The 24,350-nt window shown below is 63.0% G+C and carries 21 protein-coding genes; 12 read left to right on the top strand and 9 right to left on the bottom strand.

Annotated elements, in window-relative coordinates:
• Window positions 1–25 precede the first annotated feature (25 nt).
• Both zipA and BN1118_RS05145 read right to left on the bottom strand, forming a co-directional pair.
• The gene (gene zipA / locus BN1118_RS05150; protein ID WP_043554810.1) at window positions 26–1,150 is read right to left on the bottom strand and encodes a cell division protein ZipA; all 1,125 of its coding nucleotides are present in this window, start codon (window positions 1,148–1,150) and stop codon (window positions 26–28) included.
• A gap of 15 nt (window positions 1,151–1,165) precedes the next feature.
• A complete protein-coding gene (locus tag BN1118_RS05145) occupies window positions 1,166–4,540 on the bottom strand; it encodes an AAA family ATPase (protein ID WP_043554809.1) in 3,375 nt (1,124 codons plus the stop codon).
• Between the two features lie 109 nt (window positions 4,541–4,649).
• On the opposite strand from BN1118_RS05145, the gene cysZ reads away from it, so the two are divergent.
• Window positions 4,650–5,414 carry a sulfate transporter CysZ gene (cysZ, locus tag BN1118_RS05140; protein WP_043134533.1) on the top strand — a complete coding sequence of 255 codons (765 nt, stop codon included), beginning with the start codon at window positions 4,650–4,652 and terminating at the stop codon, window positions 5,412–5,414.
• Window positions 5,415–5,556: 142 nt separating this feature from the next.
• Window positions 5,557–6,171: a trimeric intracellular cation channel family protein gene (locus BN1118_RS05135; RefSeq protein WP_042038201.1), complete on the top strand. Its 615-nt coding sequence runs from the start codon at window positions 5,557–5,559 to the stop codon at window positions 6,169–6,171.
• A 91-nt stretch (window positions 6,172–6,262) separates the two neighbouring features.
• On the opposite strand, the gene BN1118_RS05130 is transcribed toward BN1118_RS05135, so the two are convergent.
• The 4 genes from BN1118_RS05130 to BN1118_RS05115 all read right to left on the bottom strand — a co-directional run bounded on the left by BN1118_RS05130 (window position 6,263) and on the right by BN1118_RS05115 (window position 9,650).
• Window positions 6,263–6,514 (bottom strand): hypothetical protein, encoded by a 252-nt coding sequence (locus BN1118_RS05130; RefSeq protein ID WP_043554808.1) that lies wholly within the window; start codon window positions 6,512–6,514, stop codon window positions 6,263–6,265.
• A gap of 100 nt (window positions 6,515–6,614) precedes the next feature.
• A complete protein-coding gene (mepK, locus tag BN1118_RS05125) occupies window positions 6,615–7,160 on the bottom strand; it encodes a peptidoglycan L,D-endopeptidase MepK (protein WP_043554807.1) in 546 nt (181 codons plus the stop codon).
• 150 nt (window positions 7,161–7,310) lie between these two features.
• Window positions 7,311–8,795: a L,D-transpeptidase family protein gene (locus BN1118_RS05120; RefSeq protein ID WP_043554806.1), complete on the bottom strand. Its 1,485-nt coding sequence runs from the start codon at window positions 8,793–8,795 to the stop codon at window positions 7,311–7,313.
• Window positions 8,796–8,876: 81 nt separating this feature from the next.
• Window positions 8,877–9,650, bottom strand: coding sequence for a substrate-binding periplasmic protein (locus BN1118_RS05115; protein WP_043554804.1), 774 nt, complete (start codon window positions 9,648–9,650; stop codon window positions 8,877–8,879).
• A gap of 327 nt (window positions 9,651–9,977) precedes the next feature.
• Between BN1118_RS05115 and BN1118_RS05110 the strand changes: the two genes are divergently transcribed.
• From BN1118_RS05110 to BN1118_RS05090, 5 genes are all read left to right on the top strand, one after another.
• Window positions 9,978–10,523, top strand: a complete 546-nt coding sequence (locus BN1118_RS05110; RefSeq protein WP_042038194.1) for a hypothetical protein — start codon at window positions 9,978–9,980, stop codon at window positions 10,521–10,523.
• A 56-nt stretch (window positions 10,524–10,579) separates the two neighbouring features.
• Window positions 10,580–11,644: a glycosyltransferase family 2 protein gene (locus BN1118_RS05105; RefSeq protein ID WP_043554802.1), complete on the top strand. Its 1,065-nt coding sequence runs from the start codon at window positions 10,580–10,582 to the stop codon at window positions 11,642–11,644.
• Window positions 11,641–12,012, top strand: a complete 372-nt coding sequence (locus tag BN1118_RS05100; RefSeq protein WP_042867228.1) for a GtrA family protein — start codon at window positions 11,641–11,643, stop codon at window positions 12,010–12,012. The genes BN1118_RS05105 and BN1118_RS05100 overlap by 4 nt, the downstream gene beginning before the upstream one ends.
• Entirely contained in the window at window positions 12,012–13,172 is a 1,161-nt protein-coding gene (locus BN1118_RS05095) for a membrane protein (RefSeq protein WP_043134523.1), read from the top strand. The genes BN1118_RS05100 and BN1118_RS05095 overlap by 1 nt, the downstream gene beginning before the upstream one ends.
• A gap of 208 nt (window positions 13,173–13,380) precedes the next feature.
• On the top strand, window positions 13,381–15,492 hold the full coding sequence (locus BN1118_RS05090) for an alpha-amylase (RefSeq protein ID WP_043554800.1): 2,112 nt from the start codon (window positions 13,381–13,383) through the stop codon (window positions 15,490–15,492).
• An 85-nt stretch (window positions 15,493–15,577) separates the two neighbouring features.
• Here the strand turns inward: BN1118_RS05090 and BN1118_RS05085 are convergent, their stop codons facing one another.
• The gene (locus tag BN1118_RS05085; RefSeq protein WP_043554798.1) at window positions 15,578–16,204 is read right to left on the bottom strand and encodes a glutathione S-transferase; all 627 of its coding nucleotides are present in this window, start codon (window positions 16,202–16,204) and stop codon (window positions 15,578–15,580) included.
• Window positions 16,205–16,362: 158 nt separating this feature from the next.
• Here BN1118_RS05085 and BN1118_RS05080 point away from each other — a divergent pair, with 158 nt between their 5' ends.
• The 4 genes from BN1118_RS05080 to BN1118_RS05065 all read left to right on the top strand — a co-directional run bounded on the left by BN1118_RS05080 (window position 16,363) and on the right by BN1118_RS05065 (window position 19,930).
• Window positions 16,363–17,007 carry a response regulator transcription factor gene (locus BN1118_RS05080; RefSeq protein ID WP_042867224.1) on the top strand — a complete coding sequence of 215 codons (645 nt, stop codon included), beginning with the start codon at window positions 16,363–16,365 and terminating at the stop codon, window positions 17,005–17,007.
• 88 nt (window positions 17,008–17,095) lie between these two features.
• Entirely contained in the window at window positions 17,096–17,677 is a 582-nt protein-coding gene (locus BN1118_RS05075) for a TetR/AcrR family transcriptional regulator (protein ID WP_043554797.1), read from the top strand.
• A gap of 69 nt (window positions 17,678–17,746) precedes the next feature.
• Entirely contained in the window at window positions 17,747–18,616 is an 870-nt protein-coding gene (locus tag BN1118_RS05070; protein ID WP_043554796.1) for an alpha/beta hydrolase, read from the top strand.
• 168 nt (window positions 18,617–18,784) lie between these two features.
• Complete coding sequence (locus BN1118_RS05065) at window positions 18,785–19,930, top strand: patatin-like phospholipase family protein (RefSeq protein ID WP_043134513.1); 1,146 nt, start codon at window positions 18,785–18,787, stop codon at window positions 19,928–19,930.
• A gap of 28 nt (window positions 19,931–19,958) precedes the next feature.
• Here the strand turns inward: BN1118_RS05065 and BN1118_RS05060 are convergent, their stop codons facing one another.
• Window positions 19,959–21,911 carry a cation:proton antiporter domain-containing protein gene (locus tag BN1118_RS05060; protein WP_043554795.1) on the bottom strand — a complete coding sequence of 651 codons (1,953 nt, stop codon included), beginning with the start codon at window positions 21,909–21,911 and terminating at the stop codon, window positions 19,959–19,961.
• Between the two features lie 100 nt (window positions 21,912–22,011).
• On the opposite strand from BN1118_RS05060, the gene BN1118_RS05055 reads away from it, so the two are divergent.
• A complete protein-coding gene (locus tag BN1118_RS05055; protein ID WP_043554793.1) occupies window positions 22,012–22,932 on the top strand; it encodes a GGDEF domain-containing protein in 921 nt (306 codons plus the stop codon).
• Window positions 22,933–22,999: 67 nt separating this feature from the next.
• Here BN1118_RS05055 and tilS read toward each other — a convergent pair whose 3' ends face one another.
• On the bottom strand, window positions 23,000–24,340 hold the full coding sequence (tilS, locus tag BN1118_RS05050; RefSeq protein ID WP_043554792.1) for a tRNA lysidine(34) synthetase TilS: 1,341 nt from the start codon (window positions 24,338–24,340) through the stop codon (window positions 23,000–23,002).
• Between the last annotated feature and the right edge of the window lie 10 nt (window positions 24,341–24,350).

The following is a 24,350-nucleotide window of genomic DNA, read 5'->3' as shown; positions in this document are numbered from 1 at the left end:
TGATGTACTCGACCCGCGTGGAGTCTTAGTCGCGACTGGCCTCGTAGGCAGCCAGTTCGTGCCGGTAACGGGCTATGGTCTCGTCGCTCAGCGGGCTGCGATCCATGTCAGTCAGCATGGCATCCAGATCGCTGGCCAGCTGGTCGGCAGCCTGCAACATGTGCTCGAAGGCAAAGGCGGCATTGCTGCGCAGCGGCAACTGCATGAACAGGGAGACACCCGGGGTGTCGAACTGTTCCATCCGGTAGGGATTGAAGGTGCCCGGCTTGACCATGTTGATCATGGAGAAGAGCACTTCACCCTTGCCGTTGAGATCCTCGTGGCGATGGAAGATGTCCATCTCGCCAAACTTGAAGCCCAACGCCATCAGGGAGGCCAGCAGGGTGGCCCCTTGCAGATCGTGACCGGGGCGCGCCATCAGGTTGATGACATAGACATCCTGCCAGATCTTCTCGACCGGCGGGGTATCGAGCAGCGGCTCGCGGACGGGCTCTTCATACACGGGCTCCTCGTAGGCAGGCTCGGGGACTGCATAACGGGCCTGCTTGTATTCGGGTGCCGGCGCCTGAACCGGTTCGCGCACACCAAACGTCGGGGCTGTTGCATAAGCCGGTTCGACCAGGGGTTCATCATCCAGCGGTTGCAGCAGCGGCTCGCGCTGGGGACGGGAACGGTGTACCGGGGTACGACGGATCACCTGGGCAGGTTTGCGCACCGGCGCGGCAGGCGCTTCCTCTGCTGTCTCGGCCAGGGGCTCCTCGAACTCCTCCTCGTCCTCTTCATAGACGGGGGGCGGGGCAACCGGACGAGCGGCAGGCTTGCGCACCACGGGCGGTGGCAGCTCGGCGTCATCATCCTCATCATCGAAGGCGGGGACAGGCGCACGACGGCTGACATCCGGCTGGCGAGCCTCGTCGCTGTGGAGCTTGGGCTCGGCACGACGGCTGCCGCTGACCACACGCACCTGACCTATGCCGTCGCTGTCGAAGGCGTCATTGTCACGAGTCCGTGATTTGGATTCCATCCGGCCCAGAGGTTTCTCTTTGATCGGTGCCTGACGATTCTTTCTGTTGCTCCACAACCCGTGAATGAGCAATGCCGCAATAGCAATACCGCCCAGGGCAACCAAGATGTAACGCAATTCCTGCATTAGCTGCTTCTCTTTCTAGTTTTGCTCAGCCAAAGCGACGGCTTCACCGATATCGACCGACACAATGCGAGAAACCCCGGGCTCTTGCATCGTGACGCCAACCAGCTGCTCAGCCATCTCCATGGAGACCTTATTATGACTGATGTAAACGAACTGTACTGTGCTCGACATCTCTTTGACAAGAGAACAGAAGCGACCGACGTTCACTTCATCGAGCGGTGCATCCACCTCATCCAGCAGACAAAATGGTGCTGGGTTGAGTCTGAAGATGGCAAAAACCAGCGCAAGTGCGGTTAACGCCTTCTCCCCCCCGGAAAGCAGGGCAATGGTAGCATTCTTCTTACCCGGAGGTCTTGCCATGATGCTCACTCCGGCCTCCAAAAGATCATCCGAGGTCAGCTCAAGCCAGGCACTGCCGCCCCCAAACACTTTTGGAAAGAGGGATTTTAAATCTTCGTTGACCTTATCGAAAGTGTCTCGGAAGCGTATTTGTGTTTCTTTATCAATTCTTTTAATGGCTTGGCTCAAGGTTTCCAGCGCCTGTTCCAGATCCTGGCACTGGTTTTCCAGGTAGCTTGAACGGGTTTTCGCCTCTTCATACTCCTCCAGCGCCGCCAGGTTGATGGCACCAAGCGCCTCCACCTGAGCCTCCAGCGTCTGGATCTCCTGGCGCAATTTGCCACGATCGGCGGCGATCAGCACCGCCTGATCGAGATCCACCAGCCGCACACCCAGCTCTTCGAACTGCTCGTGCAGCCCTTGCCGCCGGGTCAGGTTGCGCTCGCGCTCCAATCTGAGCTGGGCCAGCTTCTCCTGCAGGGTCACCAGCTGCTTGTGATCGGCGCTGCGGGCCTGCTCCAGCTCGGTCAGCTGGCGCTCCAACTCTGCCAGCCGTTGATGGCAGGCAAGTTGCAGCGCCTCAAGGTTGCGCTGTTCGGCCAGCAGGGGCGACAGATCCTGACCCGGCACAGCTCCCGGCGCCTTGAGTTCGGCCAATTCCAGTCCGAGCCTGGCCAGCTCCTGCTCACGCAGCGTGATGAGCTGGCGCTGATTCTGCAGCTCCAGCTGCAAACGCTGGCAGCCGGCCTGCTGCTGCTCCCGGCGCAGGCGAGCCTCTTCCACCACCCGTTCGGCACTGGTGACTCGCTCCTGGGCAAGTTGCAGCGCCTGAGCCAGCGGCTCGCCCTGCTCCTGCAGTTCGCCGAGCCGCGCTTCATCGAGCTCGAGCTGCTGCAGGGCGGCGGCCAGTCGCTGCGCCTCCTCGGCCTGCTCCTGGTCGAGCCTGATCAGCTCTTCGCCGAGCTGGCCGAGCCGCTGTAGTCGCTCCTGGCGCTGGCCCTGTTGCAGGCTCCAGGCTTCGCGCAGTTGTTGCCATTTTTGCTCCTGATCGCGCAGGGTGCGCTGGGCAAGCTCATGGGCACTGTGCAGCCGGGCGCGCTCGGCATCGGCCGCACCCAGTTGCTCATCCAACCGGCCAAGCGCCTGCCGGCCTGCCGTCAGCTCTGTGTGTAACCGCTCACGTTCACCGAGCAGCGCCAGGGTGCCGAGCGCCCCACCCTGACCGAGGTCGGCCCAGTTGGGACCAAACCAGTCTCCCGCCGGGGTCAGTACCGACTCACCGGCTGCAAGGCTCGGCTGGCGGGCCAATGCCGCCTCCCGGCTCTCCGCCAGCCAGATGGCGTTGAGAAAGGCGGGGATGTGATCGCCCTCGAGCCGGGCCGCCAGGGTACCGGCAACTGCGGGCAGGGCCGGGCCAATCCAGAGTCCGCTCTGCTCAAGGTTGCACTCGTCCCCTGGCTGGGCGGTGAGCCAGCGCCCCAGCACCTTGTCCAGCGCCTGAGCCCACTCGGGCGCCACCTGCAGCCGATCCGCCAGGGTGGCGCCCACCATCTGCTCCCCAAGAATTTGGTCAAGCGTGGTGAGGCGGGCCTCAAGTTCCCGCAGCAGACCACTCTGCTGGCCCTGCTCTGACTTGCACTCTTCATGGCGAGCCACGCTGGCCTGCCACTGTTCATCGAGCTCGGCGAGCCGGGCGCGGGAGAGCGCCAGCTCGGCCGTCAGGGCATCGAGCCCGGGTTGCAGGCTCTCCCCTTCCCCGCCGAGGGGGCCGGCCTGTTCATCCTCCAGCTTGAGGCGGGCCAGCCGGGTCTTGGCCTGCAGCTCCTGCAGACCGTTCACCTGTGCCCGGGTCTGGTTGAGCCGCCCCTGCAACTGGCCGAGCTGCTGCTGCCACTGCTGCTGCCGCTGGCGGGCCTGCTCCAGCTGCTCGCCGGCAGCCAGGCGCGCCCCCTGCTGGTCGGTGAGCAACTGCTCACACTGTTCGAGGAGCGCCGATTCAACCTCCTCTCTGAGGGTGCCGTCGGTCAGCTGCTCCTGCTGGCTGGCCAACTGGGCCTTGAGCGCCTCGATACGCTCGCCAAGCGCCTGACGCCGGGCCTGCCAGTCGCGGCCAAGCTCGGTCTGGTGCAGCTGCTGTTGTTCGAGGCGGGCGATGGCCTGACCACCGAGAAAAATCTGCTGCTGACGGCTCGCCTGCTCGGCCTGGGCCTCCTGGCGGGCCACCGACAGGGTGACGTGGCGCCCCTCGCCGGCGGTGCGCTTGGCATCCAGCGCCGCCAATGCCTGCTCGGCCTGGGCCAGCTCGGCCTTGGCCTCGCCGAGGCGGGTCTCCAGCGCCCACAGCTCGGAGCCAATCAGCTCGGCCTTGGCGGCGCGACTGCGGCCCTTGAGCTGCTTGTAACGCTCGGCGGTTTCGGCCTGGGCTTTCAAATGCTCGAGGCGCGATCCCAGCTCGCCGCGAATGTCGCCGAGCCGCTCCAGGTTCTCCTGGGTATGGCGGATGCGCTGCTCGGTTTCCCGGCGCCGCTCCTTGTAGCGGGAGACACCGGCGGCCTCTTCCATAAAGAGCTTGAGATCAGCGGGGCGTGACTCCACCAGCCGGCTGACGGTGCCCTGCTCTATGATGGCGTAGCTGCGCGGGCCCAGCCCTGTGCCGAGGAAGAGGTCGGTGACATCCTTGCGGCGGCACTTCTGGCCGTTGATCTGGTAATGGTTGGAGCCGTCGCGCAGCACCTCGCGGCGCACCGAAATTTCGGTAAAGCGGCCAAATTCACCGGGGACCCGGTTGTGGGGGTTGTCGAACACCAGCTCCACCGAGGCGCGGCCGTGGGGGCTGCGGTTGATGGAGCCGTTGAAGATGACGTCCGTCATGTTCTCGCCCCGCAGATGTCGGGCCGAGCTCTCCCCCAGCACCCAGCGCACGGCGTCGATGACGTTGGACTTGCCGCAGCCATTGGGCCCCACCACGGCTGTCATGTCGGCCGAGAACTCGATGCGGGTCGGCTCGACAAACGACTTGAAACCGGCGAGTTTGATCAATTTCAGACGCATGGGGGCCTATGTGGGTAACGAAATAAAGAGGAGGCGGGCAGGCGACTTTACCAAATCCAAACCTTGTTTGTAATATGCTGGCAGTTTCCCATGAACAGATGGAGCTCAGATGAGCCAATCACCCCCTATGGTCAAAGACTCAATCAGCGGTGCGGACTACTTCCTGCGCGGCTTTTCGCTCATCCGCCAGCCCGGCATCCGCACCTTCGTGCTGATCCCCCTGCTGGTCAACTTCGTGCTGTTTGCGGGGGCCTTCTACGCCCTCTTGCTGCAACTGGACGGCTTGTTCGGCTGGCTGCACCAGCAGATCCCCAGCTGGCTCGACTGGCTGGACTACCTGCTCTGGCCCATCGCCCTAGTGACCATACTGGTGGTCTTCTCCTTCCTGTTCAGCTCGGTAGCGAACTGGATAGCGGCCCCCTTCAACGGCCTGCTGGCGGAGAAGGTGGAACAGACCCTCACCGGCGAGGTGGTCAGCGACACCGGTATGCTGGACATAGTCAAGGATGTGCCCCGCACCTTCGGCCGCGAATGGACCAAGTTGAAATATTACCTGCCCAAGGCCATCGGCTGCCTGATCCTGTTCCTCATCCCTGTGGTGGGGCAGACGCTCGCCCCCGTGCTCTGGTTCCTGTTCAGTGCCTGGATGATGGCCATCCAGTACATCGACTATCCGTTCGACAACCACAAGATCAGCTTCATCACCATGCGCGATGCCCTCAAGCAGCGCCGTGGCAAGTGCCTGAGCTTCGGTGCCCTGGTCACCCTCTTCTCCGCCATCCCGGTGGTGAATCTGTTCGTGATGCCGGTGGCCATCTGTGGCGCCACCGCCATGTGGGTGGATCACTACCGCGCCGAACAGCTCAAACGCTGATCCCTTACCGCGCGGCAAACGGGCACCCTGGCGGTGCCCGTTTGCTTTTTGCATTATAAAAAATAATGCATAGCCTTCATTGCTTGTCGCCTATAGCCTGAATTGATAGGATGCGGGCCTTTCTCGCACCCTGGGATATCTCATGTTACATGCACTCTTCTTGTTGGGCCTGGTGGCCGAAGGGATGACTGGCGCGCTGGCAGCGGGTCGGCGACGGATGGATCTGTTTGGCGTGGTGATCATCGCCTCGGCGACGGCCATAGGCGGCGGTACCATACGGGACGTGCTGCTTGGCCACTATCCGCTGCTCTGGATCGAGCATCCGGAATATGTGTTGCTGGTGGCCGGCGCGGCCATGGCGGCTGTCATCTCGGCGCCGCTGATGCGCTACCTCGGCAAGCTGTTCATGGCGCTCGATGCGCTGGGACTGGTGGTCTTCTCCATCTTCGGGGCTGCCCGTGCGCTTGAGATGGGTCATGGGGCCGGCATCGCCTGCATCATGGCGGTGGTGACGGGTGCCTTCGGCGGTGTGCTGCGGGATCTGCTCTGCCAGCGCATTCCGCTGGTGTTTCGCCGCGAGCTCTACGCCGCCATCTCGCTGGTGACGGCCGCCCTCTACTGCCTGGCGCTGGATCAGGGCCTGCCCAACGACTGGGCCGCCTTCGGTGCCATCGGCATCGGCTTCGTGCTGCGCCTCTTGGCGGTGCGTTTCAAGTGGGGGCTACCCACCTTCCATTACCAGTACGCGACGCACTGAGCGCGCCAGCTTCTGGCAAGGCGGTACGGATCGCCGACAACAAAAAAGCGCCTGACAGGCGCTTTTTTGCATTGATAACCGGGCGCTTGCCTCAGTTGATCCCTTCCGAGCTGAAGAAGGTCGCCTTGTCGGCGATGAAACGGATCTTGATGTTCTTGCCCTCGCTGCCCCAGATGCAGCTGGTGGTGCCCAGCGTATCGTCGCAGCGCTCCGCCTTGCCGAGTATGCTGCTTGCTTGCGTATAGCTGATCCCCATCTGCAACTTGTCGTAGTTCTCGCGATTGAGCTTGCTGCAACCGGTCAACAACAGGGCGATCAGGCCCCCGAGCAAAATATGTTTCATCTGGTTCTCCTCTGGATGGTGTCCAGAGCCTACCAGCTCGGCCACCCTGTTTGCCAGCCGCCATCCGCGCGGCCACACCCCAAGTTGAGGCCGCCCACGATTACCAGCTGCGCACAGGCCCGGTATCGAGGTGCACGAAGTTGTCGCTCGGATAGTAGCCGACCCCGCCCACCTTGAGATTGAGCGCCGCCTTGCGCAGGTGTGCCAGCTGCACGCCCGGGATCCGCACATCCACCGCCTGTCCCAGGGTGTGGTAGCTGTGCTTGGCCACACCGCGGCTCCTGCTGCGCTTCTGGCGGTTGGTCACGGGGGAACGATAACCCGAGATGAGCTGGATCTCGCCGTGACGGCCCAGCTTGTGCTGCAACAGATAGAGCTGATCGAACAGCTTCCTGTCTATGCTGAACACTTCGTTGCGACGGTAGTCGCGAAAAATATGGTTGAGCTCGGCCAGCCCGTCTTTCAGGTAACGGCCATCCTCCCAATAACTGGCGCTCACTCGCTCGCCGGTATTGAGATTGAAGAAACTGAGTTCACGTCCCGCCGTACTGCGACTCGCCATGGCCGGGGATGACAGCATGGCGCCCCCCAGCAGGCAGCCAGCCCCCAGCAGCAGGCGACGTCGGCTTATCTCTTGTTCAAGCATCCGTTGTCCGTCCATCGCAGATTGAAGTGAAACAGGTGAATGAATTTGATACAGGGGCTCGAAACTACCTGCCGGGCCCCCTCATGTCAAACCACCGGGGCTCAATAGAAAAGCCCGGCACGGGCCGGGCTTTTCACTCTGTGGCGAGGATCACAGCAAGCGACTTCGGAAGCTGACTCGATCAAATCCATAGATGTCGTTGCGCAGTTGCTGGCGACCCTCTTCGTCGATCCAGCTGCTCCAGTAGACGGTAAACACCGGGATCGGAGTGGTCAGCGGCAGCCACTTGGTCTGGGTCTCTTTCAATATGCTGGCCACCTTGTCCGGTTGGTAGCGGGAGTCCGCCAGCAGCAGCTCGGCCAGATCGTCCGCATGCTCCACCCGGATGCAACCCGAGCTGAAGGCGCGCGCCCCCTGCTCGAACAGCGCCTTGCGCGGCGTGGAGTGCAGGTAGATGGCCTCGTTGTTGGGCAGGTAGAACTTGTAGCGGCCCAGCGCATTGTGATCCCCCGGCTTCTGCCGCAGGCGATAGGGGAAGCCTGTCGCCAGCGCCTGCTGCCAGGCCTCCTCGGTAAACTGCACCGGATTGCCTTCACCGTCGATCACCTCAAACTGCTCGCGGTTGAGGTAGGCGGGATCCCGGCTCAGCTTGGGCAGAATGTCCTTGCTCAGGATGGAGCGCGGCACATGCCAGGCCGGGTTGAGCACTATGGAGCGGATCTCGCTGGCCAGGATGGGGGTCGCCCGCTGCTCCTTGCCGACGATGACCCGGCTGGTGAACACCTCGTTGCCGGACTCCACCACGCTCAGTCGATAGTCGGGAATGTTGACCAGCACGTAGCGGGCACCGGAGAGCTGATCCACCAGATCGCGACGCCACAGGTTGCGCAGCAGCAGGCTGGCGCGCACCTCGGGCCCGGTATTGAGCCAGCTGCGGGTCTGCCGACCTATGATGCCGTCGGCGGTCAGGCCGTGGCGGCGCTGGAACTGCTTGATGGCCTGCTGGGTGTCGGCGTCATAGGTGGCGTCGTCATGGCGGGGAGCCACATCGCCCAACTCGTTGAGTATGGTGCGGATCTGCCCCAGTTCGGCCGAGGTCTCACCCGCCCGCAGGGTCGGCATGGTGAGGGTCGGCCAGCGTTTGGCCATGGGCATGGCCAGCAGCTTGCGCACTTCCTCGCGCACCCCGTCGTACTCGGCAACCTGGGGTCTGAGCTGCTTGACCTGCTCCAGCAGGTTGTCGCCGGCAGGCTCGTGGGCCAGCGGCTTGTTCAGATTGAGTTTGAGGGTCTGCATCTGCTCGCGGGAGACCAGATCCATGGCACGCCAGGCTTGCTGGAAGCGGGCCAGCTTGCCAAACACCTCGTCATAAATGGCGCCGCGCTGATCGGCGGGCTTGGCCTGCAGCTTCTTCCAGAGGCTGAAGAAATCCGGGTGCAGCTGGGCCAGTACGGCCTCCTGCAACTGCTGCTCCAACTCGTGGCGAGCCTGCTCCGCCGTGCTGTTCTGGTACCAGTCGTGCTGCACCGCAGCATTGGTCACCACCACCTGGCCCTCGCTGGCCTGCGCCATGGCCGCAGGCCAACAGCCCAGCCAGATCAGGTTTGCCAATGCCAGCCAATACTTCTTCCCCATGCTTACCTCAAGATCGGTTCACTTCAGCCTGTCAGACCCGGCGGTCAAGGCGCTCATGATGCGTGAATGCCAACGACTTTACTAGCTGGCGGGCGCGTAGCGCCGCCAGATAATGTCATACTCATTTGTTGCTTTAAATTCAGCCAACTCCCGATTGAACGCCTTGACAAACGCGGGTGACAGCCGCTTCTTGCTGAACATGAAGAAGGTCGGTGCCTCATAGACGGGCATGGTGTGAGGCACGATCAGATCGGCCAGCCCCTCTTCTTTCAGACCCCAGGGGGTCGCCAGAATATCCCCGAGGAAACCGTCGATCCTGCCGAGCACCAGCTTGCCATAGTTTTGCCGATCGTTGACCACGCTGACCTGGGCCGCATAACGGCGCACCAGTTCGGCGGTTTCGGCACCATAGTAGTAGTCCTTGGTGACCCCCAGGGTGTGGCCATTGGCCAGCCAGGTCGCCAGATCGGATTCGGAATAGGAGGATGACTTGCGGATCCAGAGCACGCTGCGCCCCGGGTTGTAGGCATCGGAGAACCAGGCGTAGCGGCCACGCTCGTCGTTGAAATAGGCCTCCATGGCGATATCGAGCGAGCCTTGTTCCAGGCCGTGCAACACCCGCTTCCAGGGCAGCTCGACATAGGTCGCCCGGCAGTCCAGACGCTTGAGCATGGCGTTGAGCGCCTCGACCGCAAAACCCTGCAGCACCTTGGGCGCGGTCGCCGTCGCACTGGCGTAATAGTGATAGGGTGGCCAGTTGTCGTAACCGACCCGCAATGGAGAGGGACACAGGCTGTTTGCCGACACCAGCGGGGTCAGCAACCAGAGCATCCAGCAACAGAGTTTCAGCTTCATGGGTCATCCTTGACTTGGCGATAGGTCATCATAAATCGGCCTTGGTAAAATGGCGACAGATCCTGCCACAGCGATCGCGACTGCCAGCACAGTGTCTGAACGGGCCCGCCACGGCAGCAGGGACTCAGCCCGGAAATGAGCCCAGCCCCCGCGCGGCACGAGGCCGGATCAGCCGATAAAAAGGGCAAAGCAGGAACATTTGGAGCACTGACTGGAAAGGGGTTAATATGTGACCAAATATATTTTTGTGATCCACTATGCTTTTTTTGCAATTGGATTAGCATATGCGCGAAATCAGCCTACCAATCGTGAGGCGTAGAGAGTGATATGACGTACAAAAAGTTCGGTTTTCTGACGGCCATCATGGCCCTGAGTGGTTTCTACCTTTACACCCTCTATCTGGCTGCTCACCCCAACGTGAGCCTGGCCTACAAACTCTATTACCTGGAAGGCAAGACCCGCTTCTGGGAGCACAACTCCAGCATGACCTACCAGCCCGGCAACGAGCTCAATCTGACCAAGCCGAGCCGCTTCCTCTCCAGCGAAGGCTGGGCCAAGAAGCCGAGCGCGGACGGCACCGAACTCAGTGGCCAGGGTGGCCTCTACTTCGTGCTGCCAAGGCAACAGGCACAACCCGAACAGCTGACCATCCAGGCCCGGGTCAACAGCCCGCAAGCCGGTGCACTGCTAAAGGTGGCACTGGGTCATGACTTCACCACCACCATCAAGCTGGCCAAGGCCGGTATCAACGAGATCCGGCTCAATCTGCCGGGCGAATCGCTGACATCGGATCCCAAGCGTCCCAACTTCCTGGCGCTGTCCGCACCGACACCTCTCAATGTCCAGTCGGTACGTCTGACAGTCGCCCAGTAAGACGTATTATCCAATACGCTGTTTTATAAAATAATTTTCCAAATAAGGAAGTTTTCATGTCGCATGCCGATTTTCGACTCTCTCTGATCGTTCCCGTCTACAACGAGGAAGAGAGCATAGATGCCTTCATCAACGCGATAGATAACGAACTGGCGCCCCTCAAGGATCGGCTGGAGATAGTGTTCGTCAACGACGGCAGCCGTGACCGCACCCGTGAGGTGATAGAGCAGGCCATTACCCGCGATCCCCGGGTGACCCTGGTCAACCTGGCGCGCAATTTTGGCAAAGAAGCGGCCATGACTGCCGGCCTGCATCATGCCAAGGGCGATGCCATAGTGCCGATGGACGTGGATCTGCAGGATCCCCCTGCCCTGATCCTCGAATTCGTCAAGCTCTGGCAGACAGGTGACTATGACACCGTCTACGGCATCCGGGTGGATCGCAGTGCCGATACCCCGATGAAGCGCCTCACCGCCGGTGGCTTCTACCGTTTCTTCAACGCCCTCTCCACCAGCACCAAGCTGCCGGAGAACGCCGGTGACTTCCGCCTGATCGACCGCCGCGTGGTCGAGGCGATCAAGCAACTGCCGGAGCGCAACCGCTTCATGAAGGGGCTGTTTGCCTGGGCCGGCTTCCGTGCCGTCGGCGTGCCTTACGAGCGCCCCGCCCGTCACGCCGGTGAAACCAAGTTCAACTACTGGAAGCTGTGGAACTTCGCCCTCGACGGCCTGATGAGCTTCTCCAGCTGGCCGCTGCGGGTGTGGAGCTACGTCGGGGTCGGCGTCTCCTTCGTCGCCTTCCTCTACATCCTCAAGATAGTGACCCAGGTGGTCTTCTTCGGCATAGACGTGCCGGGTTACGCTTCCCTGATGTCGGTGGTGCTCTTCCTCGGCGGCATCCAGCTGCTGTCGCTTGGCATCATAGGCGAGTACATAGGCCGCATGTTCGTGGAAGTGAAGCAGCGCCCCGTCTACCTCATCGAAGGGGTCTACGGCCAGTATGCCAAGCAGGATGAAGCACAACCGCAGGACGGCGCGGCCACCGGCAGCAAGAAGAGCGCAGGCAAGAAGGCGGCCACAGTGAAGGCCGCTGACGACCAGCAGGAGCAAGCGCCTCAATGATCTCCCGCGAGGAATTCTGGCGCCTGTTTCGGTTCGGTCTGGTCGGCGGGGGGGCAACCCTCGTCGACCTTGGCACCTCTATCGCGCTGTTCCACACCTGGCCTGCCATCTCTGAGCACTGGGTTACCACCATCGCCTTCATGATTGCCTTCTGGTTCTCATTCTTTGGCCATCGTTACATCACCTTCCAGAAACAGGGCGCCATCGGCAAATTCTTGCTGGTCGCACTCTTCTCGCTGGCGGTGAGAAACCTGATATTGAGCGGTCTGCTGTTTGCGGGTCTTTCCGGTCTGCTGCCTGTGGTGATCGCCACCCTGACAGTCACCGTGCTCACCTACCTCCTCTCCAGGATCTGGGTATTTGCCTGATGAATGACATGACAACTATGACCCCTGACAACGTGGGCCCCTACCGCCCGTCACTGCGGATTAGCAGCCGCGACTGGCTGATGATCATCGCCGCCTTCGTACTGAGCCGAGTCGCGCTCTATGGCATGGGCTATTTTGGCGTTCAGCTCTACGGCGCCACCGACATAGGTCCGCTGCAGGCCTATTGCCAGTTCGACTGCGTCTGGTTCCAGCGCATCATAGAGAACGGCTACGATCTCTACCCGCGCTGGCTCAGCAAGGGCAACGCGGCCAACTGGGCCTTCATGCCGCTCTACCCCATGCTGTCGGGCGCGCTCTCCAACCTGCTCAAGGTCGAGAGTCTGATCGGCCTGATGCTGGTGGCCAACATCGCCTTCTTCGCCAGCCTGCCGCTGATGCTGCTGGTGCTGCGTCAGCTCAAGCTGGGTGACGAGACAGCCCGCTTCGGCGTCTGGCTGCTCGCCTTCTCCCCCTTCTCCGCCTATTTCGTCTCCGGTTATACCGAGTCGATGTTCATGGCGCTGATGCTGGGGATGTTCCTGTTCGCCTATCGGGAACAGTGGCTGATGGTGGCCCTGCTCGGCGTCTTCATCTCGGGCACCCGCAACCTGGGGGTCATGATGGTGTTCCCCGTGCTGATCTTGGCCCTGCAGGCCTACGGCTGGCGCGAGTTCTTCCGCTTCACCGAGCGGGCCTTCAAGGTGGTGTTCACCCTCTGGATGATCCCGCTCGGCCTGTTTGCCTACATGGTCTACCTCTATCACCTCACCGGCGATGCGCTGGCCTTCAAGCACATCCAGGTGGCCTGGGGCCGTTACATGGACAGTCCGCTGGACTGGTGGCTGAGCGGCTTCGAGCTGGGTGGTCGCAAGTCCTACCTCTCCATCATGGTGATGTTCGGCTGGGCCCTGAACCTCTATCTGTTCAGCCAGAAGCGCTGGGCCGAGGCGACCCTGATGTTCATCTGCTGCACCATACCGCTGATGACAGGCCTCAACGCCATGCCGCGCTACATGTTCGGTCTCTATCCGACCATGCTGGCCATTGTCCTGCTGACCCATCGCTGGCCTGCCATTCGCCCGGCCGTGCTCTGCGTCAGCGGCATGGTGGCCTCCTTCATCGCGGTGGCCTTCGTCAACTTCAAGTTCTTCACCGTCTGAGGTGAGAACTTGCCCAAAAAGCCGGTCGACTGACCGGCTTTTTTTATGGCTGGCGTTCCGGCGTCACACTTTCCCATTTCTGAAAACGTAACCATTTGAACTGAGCTCACAAATCGGTGCTTTGCCTGTCCATGCCCGCCACCATGCCCCCTAGAATGAGCCCCATTGACGGAATCTGGTCCGCTTACCCCTGCTCAAGGAATGGCTTATGCGTCGCGCTCCCCGCTTCTCTCCCCTCTGGCTCGCCCTGCTGGCCGGCCCCCTGTTGACCGGCCAGGTGCTGGCCGCCCCCGAGGTGCATCTCTATGTGGATGGCAAAGCGGTCGCCACGCCGCTGCGCCTGGACAAGGGCACGGTGGAGCTGACCCATACCCTCGCCAAGGGCAGCCACCAGATCCGCATCAGCGACCCAGGCAGCAGCTGCGGCACCAGCTTCGGCCCGAGCGAGAGCAAGCCGCTCCCCTTCGGCACGGCGCAACCCATGGACAAATGCACCAAGGATCAAAGTTTTACCCTGCGGGTGATGCTGGCGGGGGACTATCAGTTCACCTTCAACCCGGCCACCCCCAGCCTCAAGGTACTGCGGGCCACCAGGAAGAGTGAGTTCAAGCGCCAGCCCCCCGAGGAGCCCTGTATCCAGTGGGATGGCGGCCCCGTCACCGTCTCGCTCAAGGGGGTCTGGCCCGACGGCACCCGGCTGCGGGATGCTTATTCCAGACAGGAGGCTCTGGTCAAGGGGGGCAAGCTGACCCTGACCCCGACCAAAGAGAGCGGCGGCCTGCTGCTGCTCGAGCCGGTCAAGGCGGCCAAGCCGGAACCCTTCAGCTGGGATCAGGCCAGCGTCTATTTCCTGCTGACCGACCGCTTCAACAACGGCGACCCCGCCAACGACCACAGTTTCGGCCGCCAGAAAGACGGCCAGGACGAGGTGGCTACCTGGCACGGCGGCGATTTCAAGGGCTTGACCGAGAAGCTCGACTACATCAAGAGCCTCGGCATGAACGCCATCTGGATCACCCCCATGGTGGAGCAGGTGCACGGTTTCATCGGCGGCGGCGAGCAGGGCAACTTCCCCTTCTACGCCTACCACGGCTACTGGGCGCTCGACTTCACCAAAATCGATCCCAACTATGGCGACGAGGAGAGCCTGAAAACCCTGGTGGACGAGGCCCACAAGCGCGGCATGCGGATCATCCTGGACGTGGTGATGAACCACGCCGGTTACGCCACCCTGGCCGATCTGCAGGATCTGGGGCTCGAGAGCCTGACCCAGAACACGGGCAAATTGCCGACCCGCTGGAACGAGTGGCACCCGAGCGGCGGCCTCAACTGGCATGGCTACAACCAGTTTATCGACTACCAATCGAGCGATTGGAGCAAATGGTGGGGCCCTGACTGGGTGCGCGCCGGCCTGCCCGGTTACCCGCAACCGGGTACAGACGACGTGACCGGCACAGTGGCGGGGTTGCCGGACTTCCTGAGCGAATCAACCAAATCTGTGGGGCTGCCGCCGCTGCTCGCCGCGAAGCAGGACACCAGGGCCAAGCCACTGCCCAATGCCAGCGTGAGCGACTACCTCATCGCCTGGCACACCGACTGGGTGCGCCGCTTCGGCATAGACGGCTTTCGGGCCGACACCGTCAAGCACCTGGAGCCCGCCGTCTGGGCCAGGCTCAAGCAGGCGGGCACGGCGGCGCTCAAGGAGTGGAAACAGGCCAACCCGACCAAGGCGCTCGATGACCTGCCCTTCTACATGGTGGGCGAGGTGTGGGATCACGGGGTCGCCAAGGATTTCTGGTACCAGAACGGCTTCGATTCGCTGATCAACTTCGACTACCAGCGCGAGTTCGCCCTGCCCCAGGCCCAGTGCATGGCGGGCAGCGATCCCACCTATGCCAGCTACGCCAGCCGCATCAACCAGGATCCCGAGTTCAACGTGCTGAGCTACATCAGCTCCCACGACACCAAGCTGTTCTTCGGCGACTATCAGGACGTGCCGCTGCAGCGGCGGGTGGCCAACAGCTTCATGCTGCTGCCGGGCGGTATCCAGCTCTACTACGGGGACGAGTCTGGCCGGGGGCTCGCCAAGGATGGCGGCGTGTTCGATCAGAGCGTGCGATCTGACATGAACTGGCAGGAGCTGGCCAGTGGCGACAAGGCCGAGCTGGTCAAGCACTGGCAGCGACTCGGCCAGTTCCGCGCCGCGCACCCGGCGGTGGCGGCAGGCAGCCACAAGAAGCTGTCCGATGCGCCCTACAGCTTTGTGCGAGAGAAGGGGAACGACAAGATAGTGGTGGTCTTCGCCGGTCGGCAGAAATAACGCCTGGGCCAGATTAGCCACAAGAGAGAGGGGAGCCAGTGGCTCCCCTCTTCATGTCAGTCATCGAACATTTCGCAGGGGCGTCTTACGCCGGCTGACGGGCCGCCACCGGCCACTGCAGCCGCACCTTGACCAGCAACGCCTGCCACAGGGGCCAGGCCAGCAAGGCCTGTTGATAGATGCCGGCCTGACCGGGCAGCTGGATGCCGTAGCTCGCCAGCCGATAAGCCATCACCCCGTAGAAAGCATCTATGATACCCGCCTCGCCGAAGTAGAAGGGTCCCCTCGCCTGAGACCAGATGGTCTGCAAGCGCGCCAGCTCGCCTATGGCCTCCACCGGCGGCTCGCTGCGGGTCGGCGCCCCCAGAAAGAAGGGCAGCTGGCTGCGGATCTGGCCAAAGCCCGAGTGCAGTTCGGCGCACAGGCTGCGGGCCAGTGCCCGTTCGGCGCGGGAAACGGGATAGAGCTGGCGCTCCGGACAGAGCTCGTGCAGGTATTCGGCGATGGCCAGCGAGTCGTGTATCCGCACGCCATCGTGATCCAGCCAGGGCACCAGGCCGGCGGGCCCCATGCGCTTGAGCCGCGCCAACGCCTTGGCATCTTCCAGATCGAACACCTGTTCCTGCCACTCCAGTCCGCTCATGGCGAGCACCAGCGCGGCACGCATCGCCCAAGTGGAGCCAGTGCCCACCGTCAATACCAAGGATCCCATCTCTTGCCTCCTGCATGGGTTGCTCATGACCATCCCATCGGCCCCAATGGCACGACATCCGACGGTCGCTTCACATTTGCACGCCTGCGGGTTTGACCCCCTCGGGGAGCGATGCTAGTTTGATTTTCCAAAACAATCAGTTAGCAACAATGTGAGCAATGGATAGCCAATTTACCATCGTCATCGCAGATGACCACCCCCTGTTTCGGGGCGCCCTCTATCAAGCGGTGCACATGGCCATCAACGACGCCCAGCTGCTGGAGGCGGACTCCATCGACAGCCTGACCAGCCTGCTGGGGGAACACCCTGAGGTGGACCTGTTGCTGCTCGATCTCAAGATGCCGGGCGCCAACGGTTTCTCCGGCCTCGCCCACCTGCGCGGCCAGCACCCGGATCTGCCCATAGTCGTGGTCTCCGCCTCGGAGGATCCCGCCATCATCCAGCAGGTGTTGCGGCTCGGGGCGCTGGGCTTCATCCCCAAATCCGTGCCCATGAAGGAGCTGGTCAACGCCCTCAATACGGTGATCGGGGGGGATAACTGGGTGCCGGCCGGCATCTCTCTACATCCGGAGTCCGAAGATGGCCCCGATTTCGCCAGCAAGCTCGCCAGCCTCACCCCCCAGCAGTACAAGGTGCTGGTGATGCTGCGCGATGGCAGCCTCAACAAGCAGATCGCCTGGGAGCTCAACGTCTCCGAGGCCACCATCAAGGCCCATATCACCGCCATCTTTCGCAAGCTCGGCGTCAAGAACCGTACCCAGGCGGTGATAGCCCTGCAGCAGATGGATATCAAGGACGACTGACCCCGCTCATCTCGTCTTGCATGAGGATCCGCCGCTCGACAAATAGCACGGTCGTACTTTATGCTGCAGGGCCAACGAGGAGAGTGCGATGAGCAAGGGCCGGTTGACCCGCGACAACATTTTGCAGACTGCGTTTGAGCAGGCGAGCCAGCAGGGACTGGAGAGCCTGACCATAGGCTCCCTTGCCTGCGCCTGCGAAATGTCCAAGAGCGGCCTGTTTGCTCACTTCCAATCCCGCGACAACCTGCAGATCGCCGTGCTGGAGTACGCCGCCGAGGTGTTCCGGGAACGGGTGATCCAGCCGGTACGCCAGCAGCAGCGCGGCAACCAGCAGGAGAAGCTGATCGCCCTGCTGCAGGCCTGGCTGGCCTGGAACCAGAGCTTCGCCGGCCGCTGCATGTTCCTCGATGCCTGGACCTCGGCCCAGGAGGGCGAGGTGCAGCAGGCTGCACGCCAGCTGGTACGCTTCTGGCTCGACTACCTGGCCCGCCAGGTGGTGCAGGGTCAGGCGCAGGGGGAGTGGCGCGGCGACATGGATCCCTGGCGCGCCGTCTACCGGCTGTACGGCCTCTATCTGGGGGATCAGGTGTTCAACGCGCTGGACTTGTGTCAGGATCCGGCCCGCCACTTCTGGCCCGAAGTGGAGGCTCTGCTGACCAGCTGGCGCTGATTTTCAACTGCCTTTTTAAAAACCCACAAAAAAGCACGACCGTTCGAACACAAAACAGACAGGAGCATCATGAGCAGCAAGATCTACTTCAACACCCGCCGCTTCAGCCCGAGCAAGTGGCTGCTGGGGCTCGGCACCCGGTTGCACCACAGACTCGCCCCGGCCCACGCCAGACGCACCGCCAGCAAGCTGTTGCTCACCCCCCAGCGCAACCAGCGGGACGCGACGACGCCTGCGGGCCTGGTCAAACAGGCCGTTCACACCAGCGAAGGTGTGCTGATGAGCTACCGGCTCGGCCAAGGGCCGGTCTGGCTGCTGATGCACGGCTGGTCCGGCAGCGCCAGCCAGTTCTATCCGTTGATGAGTCACATCGCCGCCCAGGGCTTTACCGCCATCGCCTATGATCATCCGGCTCACGGCCACAGCGCCGGCCATACCGGCCACCTGCCCCGCTTCGTGCGCGCCTTCGACGAGCTGGTGGCCAAACTGAGCGACGAGGCTGGCCCCATCCAGGGGCTCATAGCCCACAGCATGGGGGGCGCCGTCACCCTCTCCAGCCGGGTGCCAAACCTGGACCGGCTGCCGCTGCTGCTCATCTCGCCCGTGCTCGACTATGTGCCCCAGCTCTACGGCATGGTGGCGCGATCCGGCTACTCCATCCGGCTGTTCGATGCCGTGGTGAAAGAGATAGAGCAGGAGTACCAGCACCCCCTCAGCACTGTCGATCCGCTGGGGCGCCTCGCCAGCCGCGCGGGGGCCGCCATCATAGTGCACGACGAGGAGGACAGGTTTGCCCCCCACGACGACTCCCTGCGAGCAAGCCGGGATGGTCGTACCCGGCTGGTCACGACGCGGGGACTGGGTCACGGTCGCATCCTCGCCAGCGCCCCCGTGTTTGCCGCCTTCGATCGGCTGAACACGCCGCAGACGGCCGGATGACGGGGGTTGAAACCGGCCTGCAAAAAAATGGTGAGCAACCCTGTTTTTATATTCGATACAGCGCCTTATAGTTAAATTGCTCGGTGGCAACACCCCCAGTGGCAAGCATAAGGCGCAGTATCATGAGCAGGGTGTACTGCTGCCGCCAACAACATAAGGGGTAGCGTCATGGCCAGACCCAACACAGCTCTTCTGTTAACCGGTGGTGGTGCTCGCGCCGCCTATCAGGTCGGGGCCCTCAAGGCCATCGCCGAGTTCTATCCCCGCAATCTTGGCATTCCCTTCCCCATACTGTGCGGTACCTCGGCAGGCGCCATTAATGTCACCGCACTGGCCTGTTATGCCTCCTGTTTTCATCTGGGGGTGCGCAAGCTGGAGTGGGTCTGGCGCCGCTTCGAGACCCATCACATCTTTGACTTTCACCCCGGCAGATTGCTGTGGCGGCTGATGTACGAGGGCTCGGCAGGCCTCATCAATCCCCACACCAACCACGCCTTTCACCTGTTCGACAACGCGCCACTGCGCCGCCTGCTGGATCAGCTCATCGACTACCACCGCATCGATGACAACATCCTCTACGGCAGCCTGGAGGCGCTCGCCATCACGGCGTCCGATTACGATGACGGCCTCTCCACCACCTTCTTCCAGGGGCGGGCCGAACACCTGCCGTGGGAACGGGCCAGACGGCGCGGGGTGCGTACCCTGCTCACCTCGGATCACCTGCTGGCCTCCTCGGCGCTGCCGTTTGTCTTTCCGGCGACCCATATAGGCGACAAATTCTACGGCGATGGTTCCATCCACCAGCTCAGCCCGCTCAGCCCCGCCATCCACCTGGGGGCGGAGCGGATCCTGCTGATCACCCTGGATCCGCCGGCCCACTCGGCGCCGACCTTTCATCACGGTCACCTGACCAGCTCCAATATCGCCAGCCACCTGCTGGACACCGTCTTCACCGACACCCTCAACTCGGATCTTGAGCGGCTGTGGCGCATCAACCAGACCCTGGATCTCATTCCGGAGCGGGAGCGCAACCGTTTGAAATTGAAGCGGGTGGAGACCTGCGTGCTGAAGCCGAGCGAGGATCTCGACATCATGGCGCTGAACTATTTGCGCAAGCTGCCGGTGCACCTGCGCCGCCTGCTGCGGGTGCTGGGGGTCACGGGGGATGAGACCAGCAGCCTGGCCAGTTTCCTGATGTTCTACCCCGGCTATTGCCAACAGCTGATCAAGCTGGGCTACCGGGACACCCTCAACGAGCGCCAGCGGGTCGAACAGTTTCTGGGCATAGAGCAGATGGCGCGGGAGGAGGCATGAGCCGCAGCCAACCCGGGGGGCCGCCAGGCTAGCGCCCCTCCAGCAGCCGCTGCTCGGCCTGCTCCATCGCCACCGCATTGCCAAACAGCACCAGCCGATCCCCCGCCGCCAGCGTCAGCTCGGGTCTGGGCTCCAGGCTCTGCTCGCCGCGCTGCACCTCCTTGATCCGTACCTCCTCCAGTGCCAGCGCCTGCACTGTGCGCCCCACAGCCCAGGCCTGATCGTGTAGCAGCACGGGGTGCAGTCGCTCGAGCAGCTGGTCCGTCTCCAGATTGCCGGCGCTCTGATCCCCCCAGTAGAAGCCGTGCAGGAAGCGATACTGGCTGCTGCGCTCGTGCTCCATGCGCCGGATCACCCGGCCTATGGGGACGTTGCAGTTGAGCAGCAGGTGCGAGACCAGCATCAGGGCCCCCTCCTGGGATTCGGGGATCACCTCGTGGGCCCCCGCCTGCTTGAAGGCCTCCAGAAAGCTGTCATCCCGGGTGCGCACCAGCACCCTGACATCCACCGCCAACTCCCTGATCAGCGCCAGCATGGCCTCGACCCGCTTGCGATCGTCGAAGGTGATGATCACCAGCCGGGCCCGCAAGAGGCCGGCGGCCAGCAGAATATCGCGCCGGCTCGCATCGCCAAACGCCACCTGCTCCCCCGCCGACTTGGCCTCGCTCACCCTTTCGGGATCGAGATCCAGCGCCAGGAAGGGGATGTCCTCCAGCTTGAGGAAGCGGGCACAGGTCTGCCCGGCCCGGCCGAAACCGGCGATGATGACGTGTTGATGCTTGCTGAGGCCGGACTGCGCCACCTCGGAGCGGGAGAGCAGGGTCGAGTCGATGAGCGAGCGGGCCAGACCCTGGGCCCGCTGCACCAGCCAGGGGGTCATGGCGATGGAGGTCACCCCTATGCCGATGAGCAGGGAGATCAGCTGATGGTCGAGCAGGCCGTGGTGATTGGCCAGCGCCAGCAGCACGAAGCCAAACTCGCCGACCTGGCTCAGCATGATCCCCGTCGCCATGGCATCGCGCTTGCGCTCCCCCATCAGGCGTCCGGCCAGCAGCACCAGCAGGGACTTGATCAAGATGAGGCCGAGCACGCTGAGGATCACCTGCCACCAGGCCCGTGCCACCAGCTGCCAGTCCATGGTCATGCCGATGGTGATGAAGAAGAGCCCCATCAACACGTCCCGAAACGGCCGTATGTCCACCTCCAGCTGGTGGCGATAGTGGGATTCGCCCAGCATCATGCCCGCCAGAAACGCCCCCAGCGCCATGGAGAGCCCCATCCACTGGGTCAGCGAGGCGGCCAGCAGCGCCACCAGCAGGGCGCTCAGCACGAACAGCTCGTCGGAGCGGGCCCGCGCCACCTCATGAAACAGCAGCGGCAGCAGCCACTTGCCCACCGCCAGCAGACTGAACAGGGCGAACAGCCCCTTGAGGGTGGCCCAGGCGATCTCCGCCAGCAGGGCGCCGCCCTGGATCTCGGGCCTGGCCAGTATGGGGATCATCACCAGCAGCGGCACCACCGCCAGATCCTGAAACAGCAGCACGCTCACCCCGAGCTGGGCCCGGCGGGTGTGCAGCTGCTTCTGCTCCCCCAGCTGCTTGATCACCACGGCGGTGGAGGAGAGTGCCAGGGTGCCCGCGACCACCAGCGCCTGCGGCAGGCTCAGCCCCCACCACCACGCGAGCCAGAAGAACAGCGAGGAGGTGAACAATACCTGCAAACCGCCCACCCCCAGCACCAGCATCCGCATGGCGATCAGCCGCGGCAGCGAGAACTCCAGCCCGAGCGAGAACATCAGAAAGACGATGCCGAGCTCGGCTATGGTCTGCATGATCGCCTGCCCCGTGATCACGGCGGCGCCATAGGGGCCGAGCACTACCCCGGCGAGCAGGTAGGCGAGGATCACCGGCTGGCCGAGGCGCCGGAAAATCGCCACCAGCAAGACGGCGGCAAACAGCAGGATCAAGACATCTGTATACAATTTTCCCTCCCTTTTTATCCACTTAAGCCTAGCCAGCCGCCCTTGTTCACATCGAACATATTTTGGGCACAAGGATTGCAAGGAAGTGACAGGAAGTAGGATGTATGAGGGCTGTACCGTGGAAAACGCATCGTCATTGAATGGCTTGGGGCATGGCATAGAGCAGTGGGTTCGCCAGATGGAGCGCCTCACGCCGCTGGCCAGCCAGGATCGCAACCAGCTGCTCGAGCTCTTGCTGGTACAGACGGATCTCGACAGCCTGCTGGCAACCTTTGCCGATCGTGCGGCAAGAATTGTCCGAATACACAGCCTCTACTTCGATCACGCCCAGCCACTTCGGCTGATCCAGCAACCGCCCCAGGCCAGCCTGACGCTGCACAGCTACCCGTTTGAACTGCGCGGCCAGCATGGCCAGCTGTTCGGCCAGCTGCACTACACCCTGGAACACGTCCTGAGCGGCAGCCAGCAGCGGATCCTGCAGCAGTACCATCAACTGCTCTGCATGCCCCTGCCCCTCTATCTGCGGCTGGCACAACTGGAGCAGCAGGTGCGACTCGATCACCTGACCGGGCTCGGCAACCGCTCCTACTTCGACGAGGCCATAGGCCGCGCGGTGGAGCAGCACAGCCGGGAGTCTCACGGTCTGGTGCTGGTACTGCTGGATCTGGACCACTTCAAGCAGATCAACGACACCTGGGGCCACCCGATCGGCGATTTGGTGCTGAGCCGCTTCGCCCAGTTGCTCAAGAGCTGCATCCGCAGCACGGATCAGGCGTTTCGCCTCGGTGGCGACGAATTTGCGCTGCTGCTGCAACCCGCCGAGCCCGAGGCCTGGCGCCCCGTCTGGCTGCGGCTGCAACACATGCTGATGACCCACAAGGAGCTCAGCACCTTCTCGGTCGGCTGCAGCCTGGGGGCCGCCAGCTGGCAGTCCGGGGTGGCGGTCCACAGCCTGTACGAGGCGGCGGACGCTCACCTCTACGCCCGCAAAAAAGCGGGCAAGGCCGGCCTGCTGGATTGAGCCTGTCAGGGGACGAGTGCAAAAAAGCCGGCTATGCCGGCTTTTTTGTCTTGATGGCGAACCCGATTCACTCAGGGATCCAGCTGTCCGCCGCTGGCAGCCAGTGCCACTCCAGACCGGCGGCTCGCGTCATGAATCCGTCACAGATAAAGAGTCCGGCCACCGCCGCCACCTGCTCGCCGTAATAGAGGATGGGGATGCGCCCCCGCTGCCAGGAGGGCACCCCATACTCTTGCAGCAACTTCTTGAAACGCCGACTGCCGCTGCGCCCCACGGGTTTGAGCATGATCCCGGGCGTCACCTGAAAACGCACCGACATTGGCTCCCGCGCGGTGGGCAGCCTCAACCCCTCACCGCCCTGCCGCAGCGCTAGCTGCACCTGTCCCAGCCCGTCCGGCAAGGCGACCGACTCGCCAACCGCCACCGCCAGCTGCTCATGACAGGGCGCCAGCCCAGGCTTGACCAGATGGAGCCGGCCCTGAAAGCGGCGGCAATCCAGACTCTTCAAGCTGAACTGCGGATTGGCATCCTCTCGCGCCAGCGCCACCTCCTGCCACAGCAGAGCCAGCTGATCCCGGGAGGGCATCTCGCCCCCCAGCCGGCGGATCCAGTAGCGCAGCAGGTTGTTGCGCCGGGTCGCCGAGAGCCCGTGCAACGGCTCGATATTCAGGGCACTTCCCTCACCGGCCAGCCGCCAGTCCGTCTCGGCCAGCTCGGTCAGCAGCGTCTCCTGCTCGGCGCACAGCGCCATGCTGCGGGCGGCGGTGCGGGCCATGGCGGGCCAGCGCGCCTTGAGCTGCGGGATAAGCGTCTGGCGCAGGAAGTTGCGGTCATAGCTCACATCCAGATTGCTCTCATCCTCCACCCAGCCGTAAGGAAGCGATTGGGCCACCTCGGCCAACTCGGCCCGGCTGATCTCAAGCAAGGGGCGCAGCAGCAGGCCGGCCGCAAACGGCTGACTCGGCAGTATGCCCGCCAGGCCGCGCACGCCGGCGCCACGCTTGAGGGCCAGCAGCAGTGTCTCCAGCTGATCGTCCTGATGATGGGCGGTGAGCAGCCACTCCCCGGCCCCCAGGCTGGCGGCCAGCCGTTGATAGCGGGCCTCCCTGGCCTGGGCCTCCAGGCTCTCGCCATTGCCACGCACCAGTTGTACCCGCTCGACCATGAGCGGCACCGCCAGTTGCTGACACACGGCCTCACAATGGGCCACCCAGGCATCGGCGTGAGGGCTCAGGCCGTGATGCACGTGCAGGGCGCGCAGCACCAGCCCCTGCTCGCGGGCAAACTGCGCCGCCAGCACCAGCAACACGGTGGAATCGAGCCCGCCACTGAAGGCAACCAACAGGCCCCGGGAACCTTCCGGCGCGGGCAGGGTCTGACAAAAACGAGAATAAATACGAGAAATCATAGGCTTCCCC

The sequence above is a fragment of the Aeromonas bestiarum genome (genome assembly GCF_000819745.1).
Lineage (GTDB): Bacteria > Pseudomonadota > Gammaproteobacteria > Enterobacterales > Aeromonadaceae > Aeromonas > Aeromonas bestiarum.
Note: the sequence above shows the minus strand (reverse complement) of the source record. Positions and strands in the feature narration are given on the sequence as shown.

What these genes read in the sequence shown, in the direction of transcription:
- BN1118_RS05130 (WP_043554808.1), bottom strand. Translation starts at nt 6,514, where the DNA reads ATGAAACATATTTTGCTCGGGGGCCTGATCGCCCTGTTGTTGACCGGT.
- BN1118_RS05120 (WP_043554806.1), bottom strand. Translation starts at nt 8,795, where the DNA reads ATGGGGAAGAAGTATTGGCTGGCATTGGCAAACCTGATCTGGCTGGGC.
- zipA (WP_043554810.1), bottom strand. Translation starts at nt 1,150, where the DNA reads ATGCAGGAATTGCGTTACATCTTGGTTGCCCTGGGCGGTATTGCTATT.
- BN1118_RS05075 (WP_043554797.1), top strand. Translation starts at nt 17,096, where the DNA reads ATGAGCAAGGGCCGGTTGACCCGCGACAACATTTTGCAGACTGCGTTT.
- BN1118_RS05070 (WP_043554796.1), top strand. Translation starts at nt 17,747, where the DNA reads ATGAGCAGCAAGATCTACTTCAACACCCGCCGCTTCAGCCCGAGCAAG.
- BN1118_RS05135 (WP_042038201.1), top strand. Translation starts at nt 5,557, where the DNA reads ATGTTACATGCACTCTTCTTGTTGGGCCTGGTGGCCGAAGGGATGACT.
- BN1118_RS05145 (WP_043554809.1), bottom strand. Translation starts at nt 4,540, where the DNA reads ATGCGTCTGAAATTGATCAAACTCGCCGGTTTCAAGTCGTTTGTCGAG.
- BN1118_RS05065 (WP_043134513.1), top strand. Translation starts at nt 18,785, where the DNA reads ATGGCCAGACCCAACACAGCTCTTCTGTTAACCGGTGGTGGTGCTCGC.
- BN1118_RS05080 (WP_042867224.1), top strand. Translation starts at nt 16,363, where the DNA reads ATGGATAGCCAATTTACCATCGTCATCGCAGATGACCACCCCCTGTTT.
- BN1118_RS05110 (WP_042038194.1), top strand. Translation starts at nt 9,978, where the DNA reads ATGACGTACAAAAAGTTCGGTTTTCTGACGGCCATCATGGCCCTGAGT.
- mepK (WP_043554807.1), bottom strand. Translation starts at nt 7,160, where the DNA reads ATGCTTGAACAAGAGATAAGCCGACGTCGCCTGCTGCTGGGGGCTGGC.
- BN1118_RS05055 (WP_043554793.1), top strand. Translation starts at nt 22,012, where the DNA reads ATGTATGAGGGCTGTACCGTGGAAAACGCATCGTCATTGAATGGCTTG.
- BN1118_RS05095 (WP_043134523.1), top strand. Translation starts at nt 12,012, where the DNA reads ATGAATGACATGACAACTATGACCCCTGACAACGTGGGCCCCTACCGC.
- BN1118_RS05105 (WP_043554802.1), top strand. Translation starts at nt 10,580, where the DNA reads ATGTCGCATGCCGATTTTCGACTCTCTCTGATCGTTCCCGTCTACAAC.
- BN1118_RS05085 (WP_043554798.1), bottom strand. Translation starts at nt 16,204, where the DNA reads ATGGGATCCTTGGTATTGACGGTGGGCACTGGCTCCACTTGGGCGATG.
- cysZ (WP_043134533.1), top strand. Translation starts at nt 4,650, where the DNA reads ATGAGCCAATCACCCCCTATGGTCAAAGACTCAATCAGCGGTGCGGAC.
- BN1118_RS05090 (WP_043554800.1), top strand. Translation starts at nt 13,381, where the DNA reads ATGCGTCGCGCTCCCCGCTTCTCTCCCCTCTGGCTCGCCCTGCTGGCC.
- BN1118_RS05115 (WP_043554804.1), bottom strand. Translation starts at nt 9,650, where the DNA reads ATGAAGCTGAAACTCTGTTGCTGGATGCTCTGGTTGCTGACCCCGCTG.
- BN1118_RS05100 (WP_042867228.1), top strand. Translation starts at nt 11,641, where the DNA reads ATGATCTCCCGCGAGGAATTCTGGCGCCTGTTTCGGTTCGGTCTGGTC.
- tilS (WP_043554792.1), bottom strand. Translation starts at nt 24,340, where the DNA reads ATGATTTCTCGTATTTATTCTCGTTTTTGTCAGACCCTGCCCGCGCCG.